20 protein-coding genes and 1 tRNA gene are annotated in these 17,857 nt (G+C 45.5%); 1 reads left to right on the top strand and 20 read right to left on the bottom strand.

What is annotated here, in order from left to right; genetic code table 11:
- Positions 1-13 precede the first annotated feature (13 nt).
- The 13 genes from K8U60_RS14870 to K8U60_RS14810 form a co-directional block, all read right to left on the bottom strand.
- Positions 14-760, bottom strand: a complete 747-nt coding sequence (locus K8U60_RS14870; RefSeq protein WP_223642007.1) for an alpha/beta hydrolase — start codon at positions 758-760, stop codon at positions 14-16.
- Positions 761-831: 71 nt separating this feature from the next.
- On the bottom strand, positions 832-1,059 hold the full coding sequence (gene secG / locus K8U60_RS14865; RefSeq protein WP_049694326.1) for a preprotein translocase subunit SecG: 228 nt from the start codon (positions 1,057-1,059) through the stop codon (positions 832-834).
- A gap of 103 nt (positions 1,060-1,162) precedes the next feature.
- Positions 1,163-2,458, bottom strand: a complete 1,296-nt coding sequence (eno, locus tag K8U60_RS14860; RefSeq protein ID WP_223641815.1) for a phosphopyruvate hydratase — start codon at positions 2,456-2,458, stop codon at positions 1,163-1,165.
- Positions 2,459-2,474: 16 nt separating this feature from the next.
- Positions 2,475-4,007, bottom strand: coding sequence for a 2,3-bisphosphoglycerate-independent phosphoglycerate mutase (gene gpmI, locus K8U60_RS14855; RefSeq protein ID WP_223641813.1), 1,533 nt, complete (start codon positions 4,005-4,007; stop codon positions 2,475-2,477).
- Positions 4,000-4,761: a triose-phosphate isomerase gene (gene tpiA, locus K8U60_RS14850; RefSeq protein ID WP_223641811.1), complete on the bottom strand. Its 762-nt coding sequence runs from the start codon at positions 4,759-4,761 to the stop codon at positions 4,000-4,002. The genes gpmI and tpiA overlap by 8 nt, the downstream gene beginning before the upstream one ends.
- A gap of 28 nt (positions 4,762-4,789) precedes the next feature.
- Positions 4,790-5,974, bottom strand: coding sequence for a phosphoglycerate kinase (locus K8U60_RS14845; RefSeq protein ID WP_223641803.1), 1,185 nt, complete (start codon positions 5,972-5,974; stop codon positions 4,790-4,792).
- Between the two features lie 110 nt (positions 5,975-6,084).
- Entirely contained in the window at positions 6,085-7,092 is a 1,008-nt protein-coding gene (gap, locus tag K8U60_RS14840) for a type I glyceraldehyde-3-phosphate dehydrogenase (RefSeq protein ID WP_223641801.1), read from the bottom strand.
- Entirely contained in the window at positions 7,093-8,136 is a 1,044-nt protein-coding gene (locus tag K8U60_RS14835; protein WP_223641800.1) for a sugar-binding transcriptional regulator, read from the bottom strand. It lies immediately after the preceding gene.
- Between the two features lie 107 nt (positions 8,137-8,243).
- Complete coding sequence (locus K8U60_RS14830) at positions 8,244-8,474, bottom strand: glutaredoxin family protein (RefSeq protein WP_223641799.1); 231 nt, start codon at positions 8,472-8,474, stop codon at positions 8,244-8,246.
- Between the two features lie 38 nt (positions 8,475-8,512).
- Positions 8,513-8,632, bottom strand: coding sequence for a glutaredoxin family protein (locus tag K8U60_RS14825; RefSeq protein WP_223641798.1), 120 nt, complete (start codon positions 8,630-8,632; stop codon positions 8,513-8,515).
- 202 nt (positions 8,633-8,834) lie between these two features.
- Positions 8,835-9,632: a TPM domain-containing protein gene (locus K8U60_RS14820; RefSeq protein ID WP_223641797.1), complete on the bottom strand. Its 798-nt coding sequence runs from the start codon at positions 9,630-9,632 to the stop codon at positions 8,835-8,837.
- On the bottom strand, positions 9,629-10,213 hold the full coding sequence (locus K8U60_RS14815; RefSeq protein WP_223641796.1) for a LemA family protein: 585 nt from the start codon (positions 10,211-10,213) through the stop codon (positions 9,629-9,631). The genes K8U60_RS14820 and K8U60_RS14815 overlap by 4 nt, the downstream gene beginning before the upstream one ends.
- 299 nt (positions 10,214-10,512) lie before the next feature.
- Positions 10,513-10,584: transfer RNA gene (locus K8U60_RS14810), tRNA-Arg, on the bottom strand.
- A 172-nt stretch (positions 10,585-10,756) separates the two neighbouring features.
- Between K8U60_RS14810 and clpP the strand changes: the two genes are divergently transcribed.
- A complete protein-coding gene (clpP, locus tag K8U60_RS14805; RefSeq protein ID WP_223641794.1) occupies positions 10,757-11,368 on the top strand; it encodes an ATP-dependent Clp endopeptidase proteolytic subunit ClpP in 612 nt (203 codons plus the stop codon).
- Positions 11,369-11,418: 50 nt separating this feature from the next.
- Here the strand turns inward: clpP and K8U60_RS14800 are convergent, their stop codons facing one another.
- The 7 genes from K8U60_RS14800 to K8U60_RS14770 all read right to left on the bottom strand — a co-directional run bounded on the left by K8U60_RS14800 (position 11,419) and on the right by K8U60_RS14770 (position 17,825).
- Complete coding sequence (locus K8U60_RS14800) at positions 11,419-11,676, bottom strand: HPr family phosphocarrier protein (RefSeq protein WP_223641792.1); 258 nt, start codon at positions 11,674-11,676, stop codon at positions 11,419-11,421.
- Positions 11,677-11,730: 54 nt separating this feature from the next.
- Positions 11,731-12,681, bottom strand: a complete 951-nt coding sequence (gene whiA / locus K8U60_RS14795) for a DNA-binding protein WhiA (RefSeq protein WP_223641789.1) — start codon at positions 12,679-12,681, stop codon at positions 11,731-11,733.
- Positions 12,682-12,704: 23 nt separating this feature from the next.
- Entirely contained in the window at positions 12,705-13,700 is a 996-nt protein-coding gene (locus K8U60_RS14790) for a gluconeogenesis factor YvcK family protein (RefSeq protein WP_223641778.1), read from the bottom strand.
- Positions 13,701-13,704: 4 nt separating this feature from the next.
- Positions 13,705-14,586 carry an RNase adapter RapZ gene (gene rapZ, locus K8U60_RS14785; RefSeq protein WP_223641776.1) on the bottom strand — a complete coding sequence of 294 codons (882 nt, stop codon included), beginning with the start codon at positions 14,584-14,586 and terminating at the stop codon, positions 13,705-13,707.
- Entirely contained in the window at positions 14,579-15,064 is a 486-nt protein-coding gene (locus K8U60_RS14780) for an NUDIX domain-containing protein (protein WP_223641774.1), read from the bottom strand. Before K8U60_RS14780 ends, rapZ begins: the two co-directional genes overlap by 8 nt.
- Before the next feature lie 205 nt (positions 15,065-15,269).
- On the bottom strand, positions 15,270-16,232 hold the full coding sequence (trxB, locus tag K8U60_RS14775; protein WP_223641772.1) for a thioredoxin-disulfide reductase: 963 nt from the start codon (positions 16,230-16,232) through the stop codon (positions 15,270-15,272).
- Between the two features lie 63 nt (positions 16,233-16,295).
- Positions 16,296-17,825, bottom strand: coding sequence for a tetratricopeptide repeat protein (locus K8U60_RS14770; RefSeq protein WP_223641771.1), 1,530 nt, complete (start codon positions 17,823-17,825; stop codon positions 16,296-16,298).
- Between the last annotated feature and the right edge of the window lie 32 nt (positions 17,826-17,857).

The raw sequence follows: 17,857 nt of genomic DNA, 5'->3' as shown, positions 1-17,857 counted from the left end.
CCTTTATGACGGTTCACACACTCCAATCAAGCGATTCGAGAAATGCGAAAATGTCTTCGTGCAATTGCTTTTTCTCTTTATCAAGCGTAATGACATGGCCTGAGTTTTCATACCACTTAATCTGTTTTTGGGTCGATTCGGCGTTTTCATAGATAACATTTGCCGAATCCGTATTGATGACATTATCCAGTCTGCCCTGGACGACGAACAAAGGAGCATAGACATGGTCCACCTGCTCTTTGACATCTGCAATCAAGGCACGCAGATCGGCCAGCGATTCCATCGGCCGCTCCTGGAAAGCCTTCATTTCTTCTTCGATAAGGTCATCGTTTTTTCCTTCATAATTCTTGTATTCACGTGCATATTTCAGCACACCTTCATACATGAGGTCGGTGGTTTTCATATACATCGGCGCACACATGGTGACAATTCCCTTGATAGGCTTTGTATACCCTAATTTCAGGCTGAATACGCCGCCCAGTGACAGTCCCGCTACTGCAATCTCGGTATAGCCTTCTTCAAGCAATGTCTCATATGCCTGTTCTACGTCTTTCCACCAATCCTCTGGACCGGTGCCGATCAATTCTTCAGGCGCGACGCCATGGCCCGCGTAATGCGGAGCAATGCTTGTATACCCTTTCGTTTCCAAAAACCGGCCGAGCATGCGTACATCCGCCGAGTTCCCTGTAAAGCCGTGCAAAAGAAGTACGGCACGTGGACCTGATTTAAAGAAAAATGGTTTTGGCTGCGAAATCCGCATCATGATCCCTCCATTCCAATACTAAAAGAAAACGCCCAACCATGTATGGTCAGGCGATTTAATCATCTACATTAAACTTTCGTTACGGCAACAGCCAGAATAAAGAATAAGGCAGCAAGTACGATCGTAACCCGGTGAAGGACCAAGTCCAAACCACGAGCTTTTTGCTTGCCGAAAAGTTGCTCTGCTCCACCGGAGATGGCTCCTGAAAGACCTGCACTTTTTCCAGATTGCAATAAAACGACAACGATTAATGCGAGCGATACGATGACGAGTAATGTCATTAACAACGTATGCATAAATTCCACCTCCTGAAAAGAACGTTCACAACAAATCTAAGTTTACCAAAAATTGTGACCTGTGACAATAGCAATAGAAAATAGAGGCAAATGCCTCTATTTTTTATTTTTTCAAGTTGTAGAAAGTTTTCAAGCCAAGGTATTGGCCTGTTTCAAACAGCTGATCTTCGATGCGCAATAATTGGTTGTATTTCGCAACTCGGTCCGTACGGGATGGAGCACCTGTTTTGATCTGTCCTGCATTCGTTGCAACAGCGATGTCCGCAATGGTGACATCTTCCGATTCGCCTGAACGGTGGCTGATGACTGCTGTGTAGCCAGCGCGTTTTGCCATTTCAATTGCATCAAAAGTTTCTGTCAACGTACCAATTTGGTTAACTTTGATCAGGATTGAGTTACCGATGCCTTCTTCGATTCCTTGAGCCAATTTCTTCGTGTTGGTAACGAATAGATCATCTCCAACCAATTGAACTCGATCGCCGATTCGTTCAGTCAATAATTTGTGTCCAGCCCAATCGTTTTCATCCAATCCATCTTCGATTGAAATGATCGGGTATTTATTGCAAAGTTCTTCGTACCAGTCAACCATTTCTGCAGAAGTTTTCACAGTGTTGTCGCCAGGAAGGTTGTAGACGCCTTTTTCTTTATCATAGATTTCAGAAGAAGCAACATCCATCGCTAGCAGTACATCTGTGCCCGCTTTGTAGCCTGCTTTTTCAATTGCTTCCAGGATAGTCGTCAATGCTTCTTCGTTCGAACCTAAGTTCGGAGCAAATCCGCCTTCATCTCCAACAGAAGTGTTATAGCCTTTTTCCTTCAATACAGCTTTCAGGTTATGGAAGATTTCTGCACCCATCTGAACCGCTTCACGGAAAGATTCTGCTCCAACCGGCATTACCATGAATTCCTGAATGTCCACATTGTTGTCCGCGTGTTCGCCGCCATTTAAGATGTTCATCATTGGAACCGGCAATTGTTTTGCGTTAAAGCCGCCCAAGTATTGATAAAGTGGAACGTCCAGGTAGTCAGCTGCAGCGTGTGCAACGGCCAATGAAACGCCCAGAATAGCGTTAGCGCCTAAACGGCCTTTGTTTTCTGTTCCGTCCAATTCGATCATCGCGTTATCGATTGATACCTGGTCCAGCACTGAGTATTTTTCCTCTAACGCTTCCGCAATTTCAGTATCAACAAACTCGACTGCTTTTAATACGCCTTTTCCAAGGAAACGGCTCTTGTCGCCATCACGGAGCTCGACTGCTTCGTGTTCGCCTGTAGAAGCGCCTGAAGGTACGATCGCGCGGCCAAATGCGCCGCTTTCTGTGAATACCTCAACTTCGATTGTTGGGTTTCCTCGTGAATCTAATACTTCGCGTGCTTGAATTTGTGTGATAATTGGCAATTAAAACAGCTCCCTTTTAATATAATGGTTTTCCTGTCATTTCAATCGGTTGTTCAATATCCAGCATTTTTAAAATTGTTGGTGCCAGATCGGCAAGAATGCCGCCTTTTCGAAGTACGTGACCTGATTTCGTCAAAATCACCGGCACCTGGTTTGTAGTATGCGCCGTCATCGGCAAACCTTCAACCGTGCGGACTTCATCGGCATTGCCATGGTCAGCAGTGATCAACGCCGAACCACCTTGTGCATGCAATGCATCAACTATGCGGCCCAAGCACTCATCTACGACTTCAATGGCACGGATGGTCGGTTCCAGCAAGCCGCTGTGGCCGACCATGTCCGGATTAGCGAAATTCAGGATGATGGCATCGTGTGCGCCAGCTTCTATCTGCTCCACTAAACGGTCTGTCACTTCATAAGCACTCATTTCAGGCTGCAGATCGTATGTAGCAACTTTCGGCGATGCTACGAGTATACGGTCTTCACCAGGAAAGACGTCTTCGCGTCCTCCACTCATAAAGAAAGTGACATGCGGATATTTTTCAGTTTCGGCAATCCGAAGCTGAGTCAATCCATTAGCCGATACCACTTCACCGATGGTATTTTCCAGATTCAGTGTTTCGAACGCCACACGGGTCGGCAAATCATCACTATAGGAAGTAAATGTGATATAGCTTAAATCTTTCGGATGTTTAGCGCTTAACGGGAATCCCGTGAAATCTTCCCGGATAAATGCGGATGTCAATTGAATGGAACGGTCTGGGCGGAAGTTAAAGAAAATCAGCGAATCGCCCGAATCGATGGTAGCCACTGGCTTGCCGTCTTCAACGATGGCAAATGGCACGACAAATTCGTCTGAAACGTCCAAGTCGTATGAATACGTAATGCCGGCATTTGCCGAAGGAGCCGTTTTTCCGATTCCATCAACCAACACACGGTATGCCAGATCAGCACGTTCCCAGCGCTGGTCGCGGTCCATTGCATAATAGCGTCCGCTGATCGATGCAAATTTACCGACACCGATTTTTTCCATTTCGCGTTCAGCTTGCTCTACATATTTAAGAGCCGTTCTCGGCCCTACATCGCGGCCGTCGAGGAAACCGTGGACATAGACTTCTGATAATCCCTCTTGCTTGGCAAGTCTCAACAAAGCGAAAAGATGCTCATAATGGCTGTGTACGCCACCATCAGACAATAACCCTAAAATGTGAAGGGCTTTACCGCGGTTTTTGGCGTTGCCGACCGCTTCAAGAAAAGCGGCATTCTCATAAAAATCGCCATCGCGGATCGACTTATTGATACGGGTCAAATTTTGGTAAACAATTCGGCCTGCACCAATATTCAGATGGCCGACTTCAGAATTGCCCATTTGGCCATCCGGCAATCCGACAGCTTCGCCCGAAGCCGTCAGCAACTCATGCGGATACGTTTTCCATAGGCGATCGAAATTCGGTTTGTTGGCTTGTGCTACAGCATTACCGAAAGTCTCTTCGCGGCATCCAAATCCATCTAAGATGATGAGCGCCGCTGGATGTTCGGTTTTACGCATGTGAACCAGCCTCCAACAATTTGACAAAAGAGTCGGCTTCCAAGCTTGCGCCGCCAACCAACGCTCCGTCAATATGTTCCATTCCCATTAATTCATCGATGTTAGCCGGTTTTACGCTGCCGCCGTATTGAACGCGAAGCTGCTCAGCAGCCTGTTCGTTATACAACGCAGCCACTTTTTTGCGGACAATTCCACAAACTTCATTGGCGTCTTCAGCAGTAGCGGTTTTTCCTGTTCCGATTGCCCAGATAGGCTCGTAGGCAATGACCAATTGCGTGATTTGCTCTTCAGTCAAACCGGAAATCCCTTTTTCCACTTGCGCTTCTACAACAGCACCGGTTTCACCATTTTCACGATGCTCCAAAGTTTCTCCGACGCAAAGAATTGGCACTAAACCATGGTTGAAAGCAGCTTTTACTTTTTGGTTTGCCGATTCGTCAGTTTCGTTGAAATACTGGCGGCGTTCCGAATGTCCGATAATGACATACTTCACACCGATATCCGTCAATTGAACAGGGCTGATTTCGCCTGTAAATGCACCTTCGTCTTCTGCGGACATGGTTTGTGCGCCGATTTGAAGCGGGCTTCCTTCTGCAGATACGACCAGCTGCGCCAAAAATAGCGCCGGTGCGCAAATGACAGCATCCAGTTTTTCAGCATCCGGCACCAAGCCGTTTACTTCTTCGACAAATTGTTTTGCCTCTGTTGCTGTTTTGTACATTTTCCAGTTTCCTGCAATAATTGGTTTTCTCACAAAAGCACTCCCTTTCAAATCACTCGTTTTACTTGTCGGTTAATGCACTGACACCCGGCAAGTCCTTGCCTTCCATAAACTCCAGTGATGCACCGCCGCCAGTGGATATATGGTCCATCTTTTCAGCTACATGGAATTTCTCAACAGCTGCAGCGGAATCCCCGCCGCCGATTACGGTATAGCCTGAGGTTTCTGCCATCGCCTGCGCCACTGATTTCGTGCCGTTTTCGAATGCCGGCATTTCAAATACGCCCATCGGTCCGTTCCAGATGATCAACTTCGAATCCTTGATGACATCCGCGTACAACGCTGCGGTTTCTGGCCCAATATCCAAGCCCATCCAGTCCGCCGGAATTTCTTCGATTTTCACACTTTTCGTATCAGCATCTTTTGAAAATTCGCTGGCTACAGTTGCATCAATCGGCAAATAGAATTTAACGCCTTTTTGTTTTGCTTTTTCGATGAACGAGTTCGCGAGCTCTAATTTATCTTCTTCTACAAGGGAGTTTCCGATTTCATAGCCTTGCGCTTTGATAAAGGTATACGAAAGCCCTCCGCCAATCAACAAATTGTCAACTTTATCCAATAGATGATCAATGACGCCAATCTTATCTTTCACTTTAGCCCCGCCGATGATTGCTGTAAATGGACGTTCTGGTTCGGATAAGGCCTTGCCTAAAACATCAAGTTCTTTTTCCAGCAGCAAACCTGACACGGCTGGCAAATGGCTTGCAATGCCGGCTGTTGATGCGTGTGCCCGGTGAGCTGCACCGAAAGCATCGTTGACGAAGACATCCGCCAGCGCAGCAAATGCTTTTGCGAGCTCTTCATCGTTCTTTTCTTCTCCCGGATGGAAGCGGACATTTTCAAGCAGGATGATGTCGCCTTCCTGCATTGCTGAAATCTCCTGCTCGACTTTTTCCCCGATCGATTCGTCTAGGCTTTTCACTTCTTTATGTAACAATTCACCCAAACGGACACCTGTGGCAGCCAGTCTCATGTCTTCGTTGACCTCGCCCTTAGGTCTGCCCAAATGGCTCGCCAAAATAACTTTTGCTCCTTGTTCGATCAAGTATTCAATGGTTGGCACAGCTGCGCGGATTCTTGTATCATCCGTCACTTTGCCTTCTTCCATCGGTACATTGAAATCGACACGGCAAAATACACGTTTTCCTTTCAAATCCAAATCTTTCATGGTCATTTTCTGCTGCATGAAAATACCTCCTATTTGTATTCAAAAAAATAAGGAGCGGGGTATGTCCCCGCCCCTTTTACCCTCTTTTATTATAGAGGTTCATTGGTAATTAAGCTATGATTTTGGGATTACAAACCCGTTTTATACATATGCAATGCAAGGTCGATACAACGTCCTGAATAACCAGATTCATTGTCGTACCAAGCTAGGACTTTGACCATGTTATCGCCAAGTGCCATTGTTGATAAACCATCAACTGTTGAAGAAGCAGTATTGCCGTTGTAGTCTTTTGAAACTAATGGAAGGTCGCTGTATTCAAGGTAACCTTTCAATTCGTTTTCAGTCGCTTCTTTCAAAGCATTATTGACGTCTTCAGCAGTTACTTTTTGCTCAAGATCCACTACCAGGTCAATCAATGAAACGTTTGATGTTGGTACACGGATAGCCATTCCATCAATTTTGCCTTTCAATTCAGGCAACACTTGTGATACAGCTACTGCTGCTCCAGTTGTTGTCGGAATCATTGATTCTGCAGCTGCACGTGCACGACGGTAATCTTTGTGTGGAGAATCCAAAAGGATTTGGTCATTTGTGTAAGAGTGGATCGTTGTCATCATTGCATGCTTGATGCCGAAACGGTCATTCAATACTTTAGAAATGCCGGCAAGGCCGTTTGTTGTACAAGAAGCGTTTGAAACCACATCATGCTCTTCAGGGTTGTATGTTTCATGGTTAACTCCCATAACAAGTGTCTTCATGCCGTTTTTACCCGGTGCTGAAACGATGACTTTCTTCGCGCCAGCTTCGATATGTTTCGAAGCAGAAGCTGTGTCTGTGAAGAATCCAGTCGATTCGACAACGATGTCTACGCCAAGCTCTCCCCAAGGAAGGTTTGATGGATCTTTTTCAGAGAATACACGGATTGTTTTGCCGTTGACAACAATGTTGTCGCCTTCTGCTGAAACTTCTGCATCCAATGTTCCGTGAATAGAATCGTATTTTAGAAGGTGAGCCAACATTTTAGCGTCAGTCAAGTCATTTACTGCAACAACTTCCACTTCTTCGTTTGCCATTGCTCCACGAAATACGATGCGTCCAATACGTCCAAATCCGTTAATTGCTAATTTTAAAGTCATTTATAATTCCTCCAATTTTTTAGTCAATCCAAGTATTTTTCGTGCGGCGCCTTCGTCTGTGACCAGCACTGTCGGTTTTGGCGCATTCTTGAAATAAGATAAAATCGCTCTTGCTTTGGAACCTCCACCGGCAACCGCTAAAATAGTCGAAGCTTTTTGTACCTGCTCCAATTGAATGCCCGCTGTGCGGATGCGATAAACAATTTTTCCGTCTTTATCGAAATAATAGCCGAAAGCCTCACTAACCGCTCCGCCCGAACGTATCTTCTCTACTTCTTCTAAAGAAGAGTGGCGGCGGACCGCCATCTCTTCCGCATTGCCTATGCCATGGACCACTACATCAGTCTGATCATACAAGTCCATCATTTCCTTGATCACGGGCTCTTTCATCATCATTGCAAATGCTTCGGCACTTAAGTGATCAGGCAAGTAAAGCGTTTTGAACGAACCACCTGTTTTTTCGGCAAATGCCGCTGCGATCGTATTGGCCTGATGAAGTACATCTTCTCCCAATCCACCGCGGGCTGCGATAAATTGAAGTGCCCGATCAGGTTTGCTGATGGATAATTCTTTGGAAATGGCAGCCATTGTGCTGCCGCCAGTAACAGCTATTTTCTTATGGCGGATGAATAATGCTTCCAAAAGACGGGCAGCTTCTTTGCCGATATGGGTTTTCACTGCTGGAATCTCATCGCTGTCCTGCGGCAAAATGACCACTTTCGAGATCTTCAAAATTGTTTGCAGCTGTTTTTCCATGTCTGTCAATCCAGACATTTCGCGAACGAAAACCTTTAACTTTTCCAGCACTTCCAGACCCTGAGAAGTAACTGTCATGCCTGCTGTCTTCATCTCAATCAACTGCTGATTGCGCAGGAGATCGGTTTCTTTTCTGATTTCCCGTTCTGTTGCACCGGCAACTTCACTTAAAGTTCGTCTGCCGATCGGTTGTTCCAAATTGATTGTCTGTAAAATCTGGTAACGCTTTTTCAGGAGTTCGGACATTTCCGGCATCAGTTTTTGCTGAGCGTCAGATAATGCATCCATGTTTTCACTCCGTTCTAGCTGGACGTTTTTTGTCCCAATAGAATATTTTGTGTCCCACTAAAATCATTCTACCTAATGATTCTTTTAATTGCAAATAAAAAGAAGCGTTAAATTTCTAACGCTTCCAGTAATTCTAGGTAACCGATATTTCCATATAGCAATATTTCATTGTCTTTTTCCAGTACGGGAATCATTAGCATGTATTTTTCATGCAATGCTTCGTCACTTTCGATATCGACTTCCTGATAAGGCAATGGAAAGTCTTCGTTAACGAGCTGGATCATCAGTTTGGCTTCATCGCATAATGGACAGTTCGAACGTGTGTATAAAGTTAACATTGTATACCTTCTTTCTAATAGAAAAGCGCAAGCAGCCGTTAAGCGNTTTCGATATCGACTTCCTGATAAGGCAATGGAAAGTCTTCGTTAACGAGCTGGATCATCAGTTTGGCTTCATCGCATAATGGACAGTTCGAACGTGTGTATAAAGTTAACATTGTATACCTTCTTTCTAATAGAAAAGCGCAAGCAGCCGTTAAGCGCCGACAAGCGCTGGAAGCCTTGCCGGTAATGGCGTTCTTCAGCCATTCTTGGCAAGGCTGAAGCGACTCGAGGGGCTGGCTGCTGGAGTCTGGACAAAGAAAAGCGTAAGCGCCCGTATAAAGGAACGTAAGCTAAAAACCATACTTTCTTAAACCTTTAGAAACCTCGGCCAGCGCCGCCGCCTCCGGATGAGCCGCCTCCGCCCCCGCGGAAACCACCACCACCGAAGCCTCCACCACCGAAGCCTCCACCACCAAATCCACCGCCGAAGCTTCCGGGGCCCATATAAACGCCTCTTCCGCCTCGGCGTCTCGCACGTCCACCACCTTTGCCGCCTCCACCCCCAGTAATCAGAATGAGGATCGCGGACACGATCAGGATGGTCATGAACGGCGGAAGCCCTTCCTGCGGTTGTTGGGAAGTGGCTGCCTGCGGTTCTACAGGTTCACCGTTCCATTGATATTCAGCAGCGACTTCCTGATAGAGAACTTCATATAAATTGATGACGCCTTCACTATAATTGCCTTGGCTCAAATAAGGAATCGCGTATTCATCCAAAATCCGGCCGACTTTTCCATCCGGCAACGCACCTTCAAGGCCGTAGCCGATTTCCACATAGATTTCCCGATTATCCGGTTCATCCAGTGACACCACCACCAGAACGCCGTTGTTTTCCTCTTCCGCCCCGACGCCATAATGGCGGAACGCTTCGTTGGCGTAGCTTTCGATCGGCTCGCCTTCAAGTGTCGGAATCACCAGCAACATGATTTGAGCAGTTGTGGCGTCTTCCAGCCCACGACCCAATTGACGGATTTCTTCTTTCTGCTGCTCCGTCAAAATACCGACTTCGTCTTGAACATAGAGATCATTCGTCAATTCCGGAAAGTCAGCTGCCAAGCCACGCCCACTGACCATCAGCAGCAGGAAGCAGATGAGCACTATTCTGCGTCTCATTGTTCATCCTCATCAGTTCCGAAATCGACTTCCGGTGCTTCAGAAGCATCCGGATCCGCTTCAAAATACTCTTTCTCGTCAAAACCAAAAACTCCCGCAATCATGTTTCCAGGAAAACTTCTGGCTTTGCGGTTAAATTCAGAAACCGTTCCATTATAATCCTGTCTGGCTACCGCTATCCGATTTTCCGTACCTGCCAATTCATCAGAAAGCTGCTGGAAATTTTCACTGGAACGAATTTCAGGGTAGTTCTCCACCACCACCAACAAACGGCTCAATGCCCCGCTCAACTCGGCATCCGCCTCAGCTTGCTCACTGATGCCTTCAGCCCCGGCTAAATTCGAACGGGCCTCCGTTACACTATCAATGACATCCTGTTCCTGGTCGGCAAATCCTTTCACCGTCTCAACCAGGTTCGGAATCAAATCAAGCCTGCGCTGCAATTGGTTTTCAATCTGAGCATAGGACTGATTGACATCCTCTTCAAGCTGCACAAAGTTGTTATAACTCGGCACCAAAATTGCCGCGATGATGACAATAATCGCAATCACAATAATGATGGGAATCAATAATTTTCTCAAAAGCTCCACCTCTTCACTAGTATGTATTACTAATCATTTCCCTTTGCTGGAGTTCTTTTAAACGTTTCTTTTTGAAACATAAATGCAAATGGTTTCACTGGGAGATACCGGACAGCAAACTATAGAGATTGACTAGTCATAAAAAAAAGATAGAGCGATTATGGATTGGAAAGTGAAATTTATAGCCGTCCCAGATGTCTATTTCTATTTAATAAGTTGTAACCGATTTGAAAATCTTACTACCGCCACAAAAAAAGCCCATTTTACCGGATAAGGTAAAATGAGCTTTGCTTTTTTTATGCCCTCGGAAGGAATCGAACCTCCATCTCAAGAACCGGAATCTTACGTGTGATCCATTACACTACGAGGGCGTTTTCGCTATTAGCGACTTTTCTATTATACAAAAGTATTTCAACTTAATCAAGTCTATTTTTTTGATTCGTTAGATTTGACCTTCATTGACCATCATGTGTATGATAATAGTACAGCTGATAGAACTTTCAGCATTGTTTGCAAACCACTTAATCGAGGAGGAACTATTCTATGAACTTAATTCCTACAGTAATTGAACAAACTAGCCGAGGCGAACGTGCTTATGATATCTATTCACGTTTGTTGAAAGACCGCGTAATTATGCTGGGCAGCGGCATTGATGATAATGTTGCAAATTCAATTGTTGCACAACTTTTGTTCTTGGAAGCAGAAGATCCAGATAAGGATATTTCAATTTACATCAACAGCCCGGGCGGCAGCATCACTGCCGGAATGGCGATTTATGACACAATGCAGTTTATTCGTCCCGATGTTCAAACAATCTGTATCGGTATGGCCGCTTCAATGGGAGCTTTCTTACTTGCAGCAGGAACAAAAGGCAAACGCTTGGCGCTTCCAAATGCTGAAGTCATGATTCACCAACCACTTGGCGGTGCTCAAGGCCAAGCAACTGAAATTGAAATTGCTGCGAAACGTATTCTTCACCTTCGCGAGAAGCTGAACCAGATTCTTTCTGAACGCACAGGTCAGCCAATCGATGTCATTTCCAAAGATACAGACCGCGATAACTTCATGACAGCAGAACGTGCACTTGAATACGGCTTGATCGACCAGGTCATCACACGCAGCAAGTTGCCTGAAGACCATAAAAAAGATATCTAAAACAAAAACTCACGGCCCATGGCTGTGAGTTTTTTTCTGTTTAATGATGATTAAGCTTCCTGTTCGATGATTTCCGATAAAGCATGAACCGCTTTCTCTTCATCCAATCCATCTGCCGAAATTGTTACCTCTGTGCCTTTGCTGATGGCGAGGCTCATGATTCCCATGATGCTTTTGGCATTTACTTTTTTATTGTCTTTTTCTAAATAGACATCCGCAGTGTACCGGTTCGCTTCCTGAACAAATAAAGCTGCCTGCCTTGCTTGAAGACCTGTTTTTAATAGTACTTTCACCTGTTTTTCAACCATACATATCCTCCTCCGAAAACTTCGCTCTCATTTATATGAAAGAACAGCCCTTATTTAGCGGCCGATCATTTCTCCTTTTCTCAATGACGCTGCAATCTCATCAATTTTCCGCAGCCGGTGGTTTACTCCCGACTTGCTTACCGTACCACCTGATACCATTTCCCCTAATTCTTTAAGAGTCACGTCTTGATACTCTACCCGAAGTCGGGCAATTTCACGCAATCTTTCAGGCAATTGATCGATTCCGATTGTTTGATCGATAAAACGGATGTTTTCCACTTGCCGCAATGCAGCATCGATGGTTTTGTTTAAGTTAGCGGTCTCACAATTCACAAGACGGTTGACGCTGTTGCGCATGTCCCGAATGATTCGGACATCCTCAAACTTCAATAGAGCGGAATGTGCTCCTGTGATGCTCAGAAAGTCAGAGATTTTTTCTGCTTCTTTCAAATAAGTCACAAACCCTTTTTTCCGCTCGATCGTTTTGCTGTTTAAATGGAACTCGTTCATCAACTCAACCAGAGAATCTGCATGGTCTTTGTAAAGTGAATAGATTTCCAAATGGTAGGATGAAGTTTCGGGATTGTTGACGGATCCTCCCGCCAAAAAAGCTCCCCTCAGATAAGAGCGTTTACAGCAGTTCTTCTCAATCAGCGACTTGACGATCTGATGCTGGAACTGGAAGCCTTCCGTCAAAATTTCCAGATCCTCAAGAATATGTTTGGCGCCTTCACGGATTCTGCAAATATAGATGTTGTTCTTTTTTAGGCGCATCTTTTTTCTGACGAGCAATTCAACAGGATATGCTTTGTAGAAACGCTTTAAAAGTGTGTAGATGCGTCGGGCAATTGCCGCATTTTCGGTTTGGATATCCAGGCTCAATTGCCGATTGGAAAACGATAGGGTTCCATTCATCCGGATCATTGCGGACAACTCTGCTTTTCCACAGCAATCATCCACTTCTAATTGCGTCATTTCTTTTTTGGTTTCAGATGCAAAAGACAAAATTCGTTCCCCCTTTCAAAGCACTAGAAATAAAGCTGCTTCGAATCTTCACTGGCACGGCCTCCAGCATATTCAAATAACCATTCCGCCACTTTCATTGGCTCATGCCGGACAGTTTCGCCAAAGATGTTGGCAATGTCTTTTCTATAGACTTCAAGTCCCATCTGCTTTAGCCGCTCTTCATCGTATTCAACCGGCGATGCCTTCTCTTTTTTGTAACGCTCGGCAACGAGCGGTGGCATTTGGACTTTATCAAGCAAAATGGCATCCAGAAAACTCTCCCCTACATGCTCATATAATGCCTTCACATGATCAGAGGCTGTATATTTATAGGTTTCACCCGCTTGTGTCATTAGGTTGCAGATGTATATTTTCTTAGCCTTCGCAGCAATTACTGCTTTTTTGATATCCTTCACCAATAGATTAGGTAAAATACTGGTATAAAGAGACCCTGGCCCGACAACGATCACATCCGCACTTTCAATCGCTGCGATAGTGGCAGGCAAAGTTTTCACATCGTGAGGTTCGATGAACACCCGTTTGATCGGCTGCAGGTAGGCAGGGATTTTAGACTCGCCTTTGATGATGGTCCCATCTTCCAATTCCGCATTGAGCGTCACGATTTGATTGGCTGCAGGCAAGACAGTTCCGTTGACGCTTAATACCCGGCTCATTTCACGGACTGCATGGGAAAAGTCTCCCGTAATATCCGTAAGTGCTGCAAGCATCAAATTTCCTAGGGAGTGCCCATCGAGGTCTAAGGAATGTTTAAAGCGATATTGGAACATTTCAGCAACTAAAGGTTCCGTATCCGACAATGCCGCAAGGACATTTCGAATATCACCTGGAGGAGGAATATCCAAATCATTTCTTAAACGGCCTGAACTTCCTCCGTCATCCGCAACAGTTACGATAGCCGTCAAATCTAACGGATACAACTTCAATCCGCGCAAAAGTGTTGAAAGTCCCGTTCCGCCTCCTAAAATAACGACGCGTTTCCGGTGCTGGTTGCGTTCCATGCACTCAATCCTTTCTTATTTTGACATCCCTGTGCGTCACGATGACTTTATTGTTTTCAGCCAGAAGCTTGCCATAGTATTCGGCCAAAGTCACTGAACGGTGTTGGCCGCCCGTACAGCCAAACGCTATGACCAGCTGCGCTTTTCCTTCGTTTTTATACTGCGGAATCATGAACTGCAGTAAATCCGTCAGTTTTTCTAGGAGTGTCTGCGTCTCCTGCCATTTCAGTACATAGCTTGAGACCCGTTCATCGAGGCCTGACAAGGGATTCAACTCTTCAATATAGTAAGGATTCGGCAAAAAGCGGACGTCAAACACTAAGTCGGCATCGATTGGCATCCCATGCTTGAATCCGAAAGACATCACATTCACTGTGAAGACATTACTGGTCTTTGATGAAAAATCGGCGATGATTCTTTCTTTCAGCTGACGCGGGGTCATACCGGAAGTATTATAGATAAATTGCGCTCTTCCTTGAAGGTCGCTCAGCATATCGCGTTCTTTTTTGATACCGCCCAAGACCAATCCGCCTGGAGACAACGGGTGGGATCTTCTCGTTTCTTTGTAACGGCTCACTAATGTCTGATTTTCCGCATCCAGAAATAGAACGGTGATGGAAACGTTCGGTTCCTGCGACAAATGGTCGATTGCGTCCAAGAGGCTATCGAAAAAGTCACCGCCGCGCAAATCCATAACGGCCGCTACCCGCTTCATCGATTTCCCTGAATCCCTCATCAATTTGATAAAAGTAGGCAATAATGCAGGCGGTAAATTGTCAATTGTAAAAAAACCCAGATCTTCGAAGCTTTGGATTGCGACAGTCTTTCCTGCGCCTGACATGCCAGTGATGATGATTAACTCAGTTTCTTCCTTACGGTTATCCATTCTGGTGGTTCACCTCTTCAGTTGATGATTGGATGTTCTCTTTGATCAGCTGGAATTCCGGCGTGTAATAGAAAGTTCCATATTGAATGCCTGGCCGGTTGGCTGCAAATTGCAGATTGGTCCGATCGCCTTCTGCCATCGGCAAAAACGCCAGTTCCCCGACTGGATGCCATTCCAGCAATCCTTCAGTTGTTTCTTCAAATATATCTCCAGCCAAATTATTTGCAGCAAATGTATACAACATCCACTCGTCCACAATTTGGTCATTTTCCTGGATCATCATCGTATAGACCCCTTTTAAATGTGTACCGATCGGGGTAGCGTTCGTTTCTTCTTTGAACTCACGGACTGCCGCTTCGAAAATCGACTCTCCGGCCTCCATCTTCCCACCGGGTGCCACATACCAGTCACGCCGTGGTTTCTTCAATAATAAGACTTGCCCATTTTTGATGACTAATAAATTCGCGATTCGCTGCACATTCGACACTCCGCATCTATTGTAAACTTACTCCATTATACATGTATCCTGGTGTGTCATGCAAAAGAATGCAAAAAAAGAGGCCATCTTCCGAGTAGCTCGAAAGATGGCCCATCAAAAATTCTTTATAAAAAGGGGGTCAATTTACTCTTCCTACTATAACCCTTGTTCATGACAAGCGCGTTACAAAATGATTAAGAAACAATTAAGCTTTCGTTTTCATCCCGATTTTTTCTACCAGTTCTTCAATATAATGTTGAGCTGCTTGTGCTGCGATACTGCCGTCACCTGTTGCAGTAACTACTTGGCGCAAGGTTTTTTCACGAACATCGCCTGCTGCATAAATACCAGGCACTTTGGTTTCCATCTTCTCATTGGTTACAACATAGCCTTCATCATTTAAGATGCCCAATTCCGAAAACGGTTTTGTCAACGGCAGCATACCGATATAGATAAAGACGCCATCTGCTTTGAATTCTCTTTCTGCATCATTATCAGTGGACACCAAAGTGACACTTCCAACTTTGCCGTTTCCATCATCGTGAATTTCTTTGACGGTATGACTCCAGATAAAGTCGATTTTGTCATTGGCAAATGCACGGTCCTGAAGAATTTTCTGTGCACGAAGCTCGTCACGTCTGTGGACGATCGTGACTTTATCGGCAAAACGGGTTAAATAGACTCCTTCTTCAACAGCTGAATCTCCGCCCCCGACAACGACCAATTCCTTCTGTTTAAAGAAAGCCCCATCACAAACTGCGCAATAGCTTACGCCGCGTCCGCCCAGTTCATTTTCACCGGGGATGCCCATTTTTTTGTACTCTGCACCCGTCGTCACGATGATGGCGCGTGTTTTGTATTCTTTCGATCCAGCTTTGATGGTTTTGTATTCTTCTCCATCAACAATTTCAGTTACGTCACCGTAGGCGTATTCAGCACCGAATTTTTTAGCATGTTCGAACATTTTCGTCGACAGATCCGGCCCAAGAATATGGTCGAAGCCTGGATAGTTTTCAATTTCTTCCGTATTGGCCATCTGGCCCCCTGGAATACCGCGTTCAAGCATTAAGGTTGTCAGATTGGCACGGGAAGTATAGACAGCGGCAGTCATGCCTGCTGGTCCTGCTCCAATAATAATTACATCATAAATTGTATTCGTTTCAGTCATAACAATAGGCCTCCTATTTCTCAGTAGCTAAATCGTATAAGATTCCGGCAAAAGCTTCAACTTTTATGCCTGTGAGCCGAGATTCGGCAAGTAAATGGCTATCTCTTTTATATATTTCGACAAGGTAGCGACCGATATACCAAAACGATCCGCCTGGTGCCGTTTTATCATTTTTTCATTTTTAGAGGATTTGGCCATATAGTCTACTGCTGCCGCTAATGCCGCCGGGTTCTTAAACCGATAATTCCGGCTGAAAGCCTCTTCGACCAACAGGAACCACAATTGAAAAACTTCAGCCCGCTGCTTTGTCACCATTCCACTTTGCATATAAAGAAGCTCGGCCGTCTCCATCGCCCGCATGAACGCATGTTCAGCTGGAACTTCCTCTTTGAAGGGGTGGCCCAATGCGTAGCCGAGGACAAAGGTTTCCAGGACGGAAGGCTGATCCGATGCCAACCAATTCGGATGTGAGATGATTTCCTGCTTGTGCACGGATTTGCCCAACAGAAACAAGCCGAATAGCCGTTCACTTTTCTTCTCATGATCCAGCTTTCCGACGAGATAGTCCCTGTCATGCTCCAGCGCATCTGCATGAGGCATCGCGGAATGGTCGTTCCACGGCTCATAGCCGTCTTTGCCGGGATCCATTTTCTTCAATTGATCCCATGCCTGTCTGGATGCCTCTTCATGTCCCGAATGGTAGGCGGCATGCGACAACCAGAAATAGAAAGCGGGGTCTCCATCAAAACCGCGTTTCTGCAAGCTTTTCAGCCAGCGATAAGCTTCCTTGTATTTGCCGACCAGCGCAAACGTCGCTCCCAGTTTGTAGCGGTGCTCGAATACGTAAGGCTGGATTTTCTTCAACAGCTCAAGGACGTCTTCCAACTCCGCATTCTTTTCATAATAATGAAAGACTGCTAAATTGCAGAGGGCGTGCAGATTGCCTGTATTTCTCCGCAGTACATCGTGAAGCAGTGCTTTGGCCATTTCGGCTTCTCCGATATAAAAATAAGCCAGCGCCAGATTATTATAGGCTCCCCAGAAATCCGTCTTTTCTTCGACCAGTTTTTCCAGCAGCTCGATGGCTCCAGCAAAATCACCCTGTTCCATCATGCGGCGCGCCTTTTCCTGGCGATAATAATATTCGCTGTCCTGCGCTTCACCATCGTCATCAAAAAGCTGCCAGTCTTCCTGTTCCGCAAAATCAACGATTTCCATAGCTTCAGCCGTGTATTTGCCTTGCGTTTCGTACACCAGGTATTTTTTGGCGTATTTTCGTGCATCCCAAAATAAGCCCATATGTGCATGGACTTCAGCGAGGAAAAATAGGATATCAGGCTCTTTTGGATCTAGTTCATACGCCGCATGCAGCATCTCCATCGCCTGTTCGAATTCTTCCATTTCCATCAGCACGATGCCGTACTGCGTCAGAATAAGCGGATCCTTCGGGCTCAGTTCTGTCGCGCGGCGTAAATACTTATGTGCTTTTGGATGATTTTCACGCTGAAGTTCTTTCAGCGCTTTTCTGTAATAAAATTCCCCCGTCGGAATGAAAGACAGTACATTCTTGTAGTTTCTTTTTTTATTCTCCAAAATATGCCTCCGAAAAAGTAAAAGGAACGATT

It is taken from the genome of Planococcus circulans, assembly GCF_020023385.1.
In the GTDB taxonomy this organism is placed as follows: Bacteria; Bacillota; Bacilli; order Bacillales_A; family Planococcaceae; genus Planococcus.
The sequence above is the reverse complement of the archived record's forward strand: the minus strand, read 5'-3'. Positions and strand labels throughout refer to the sequence as shown.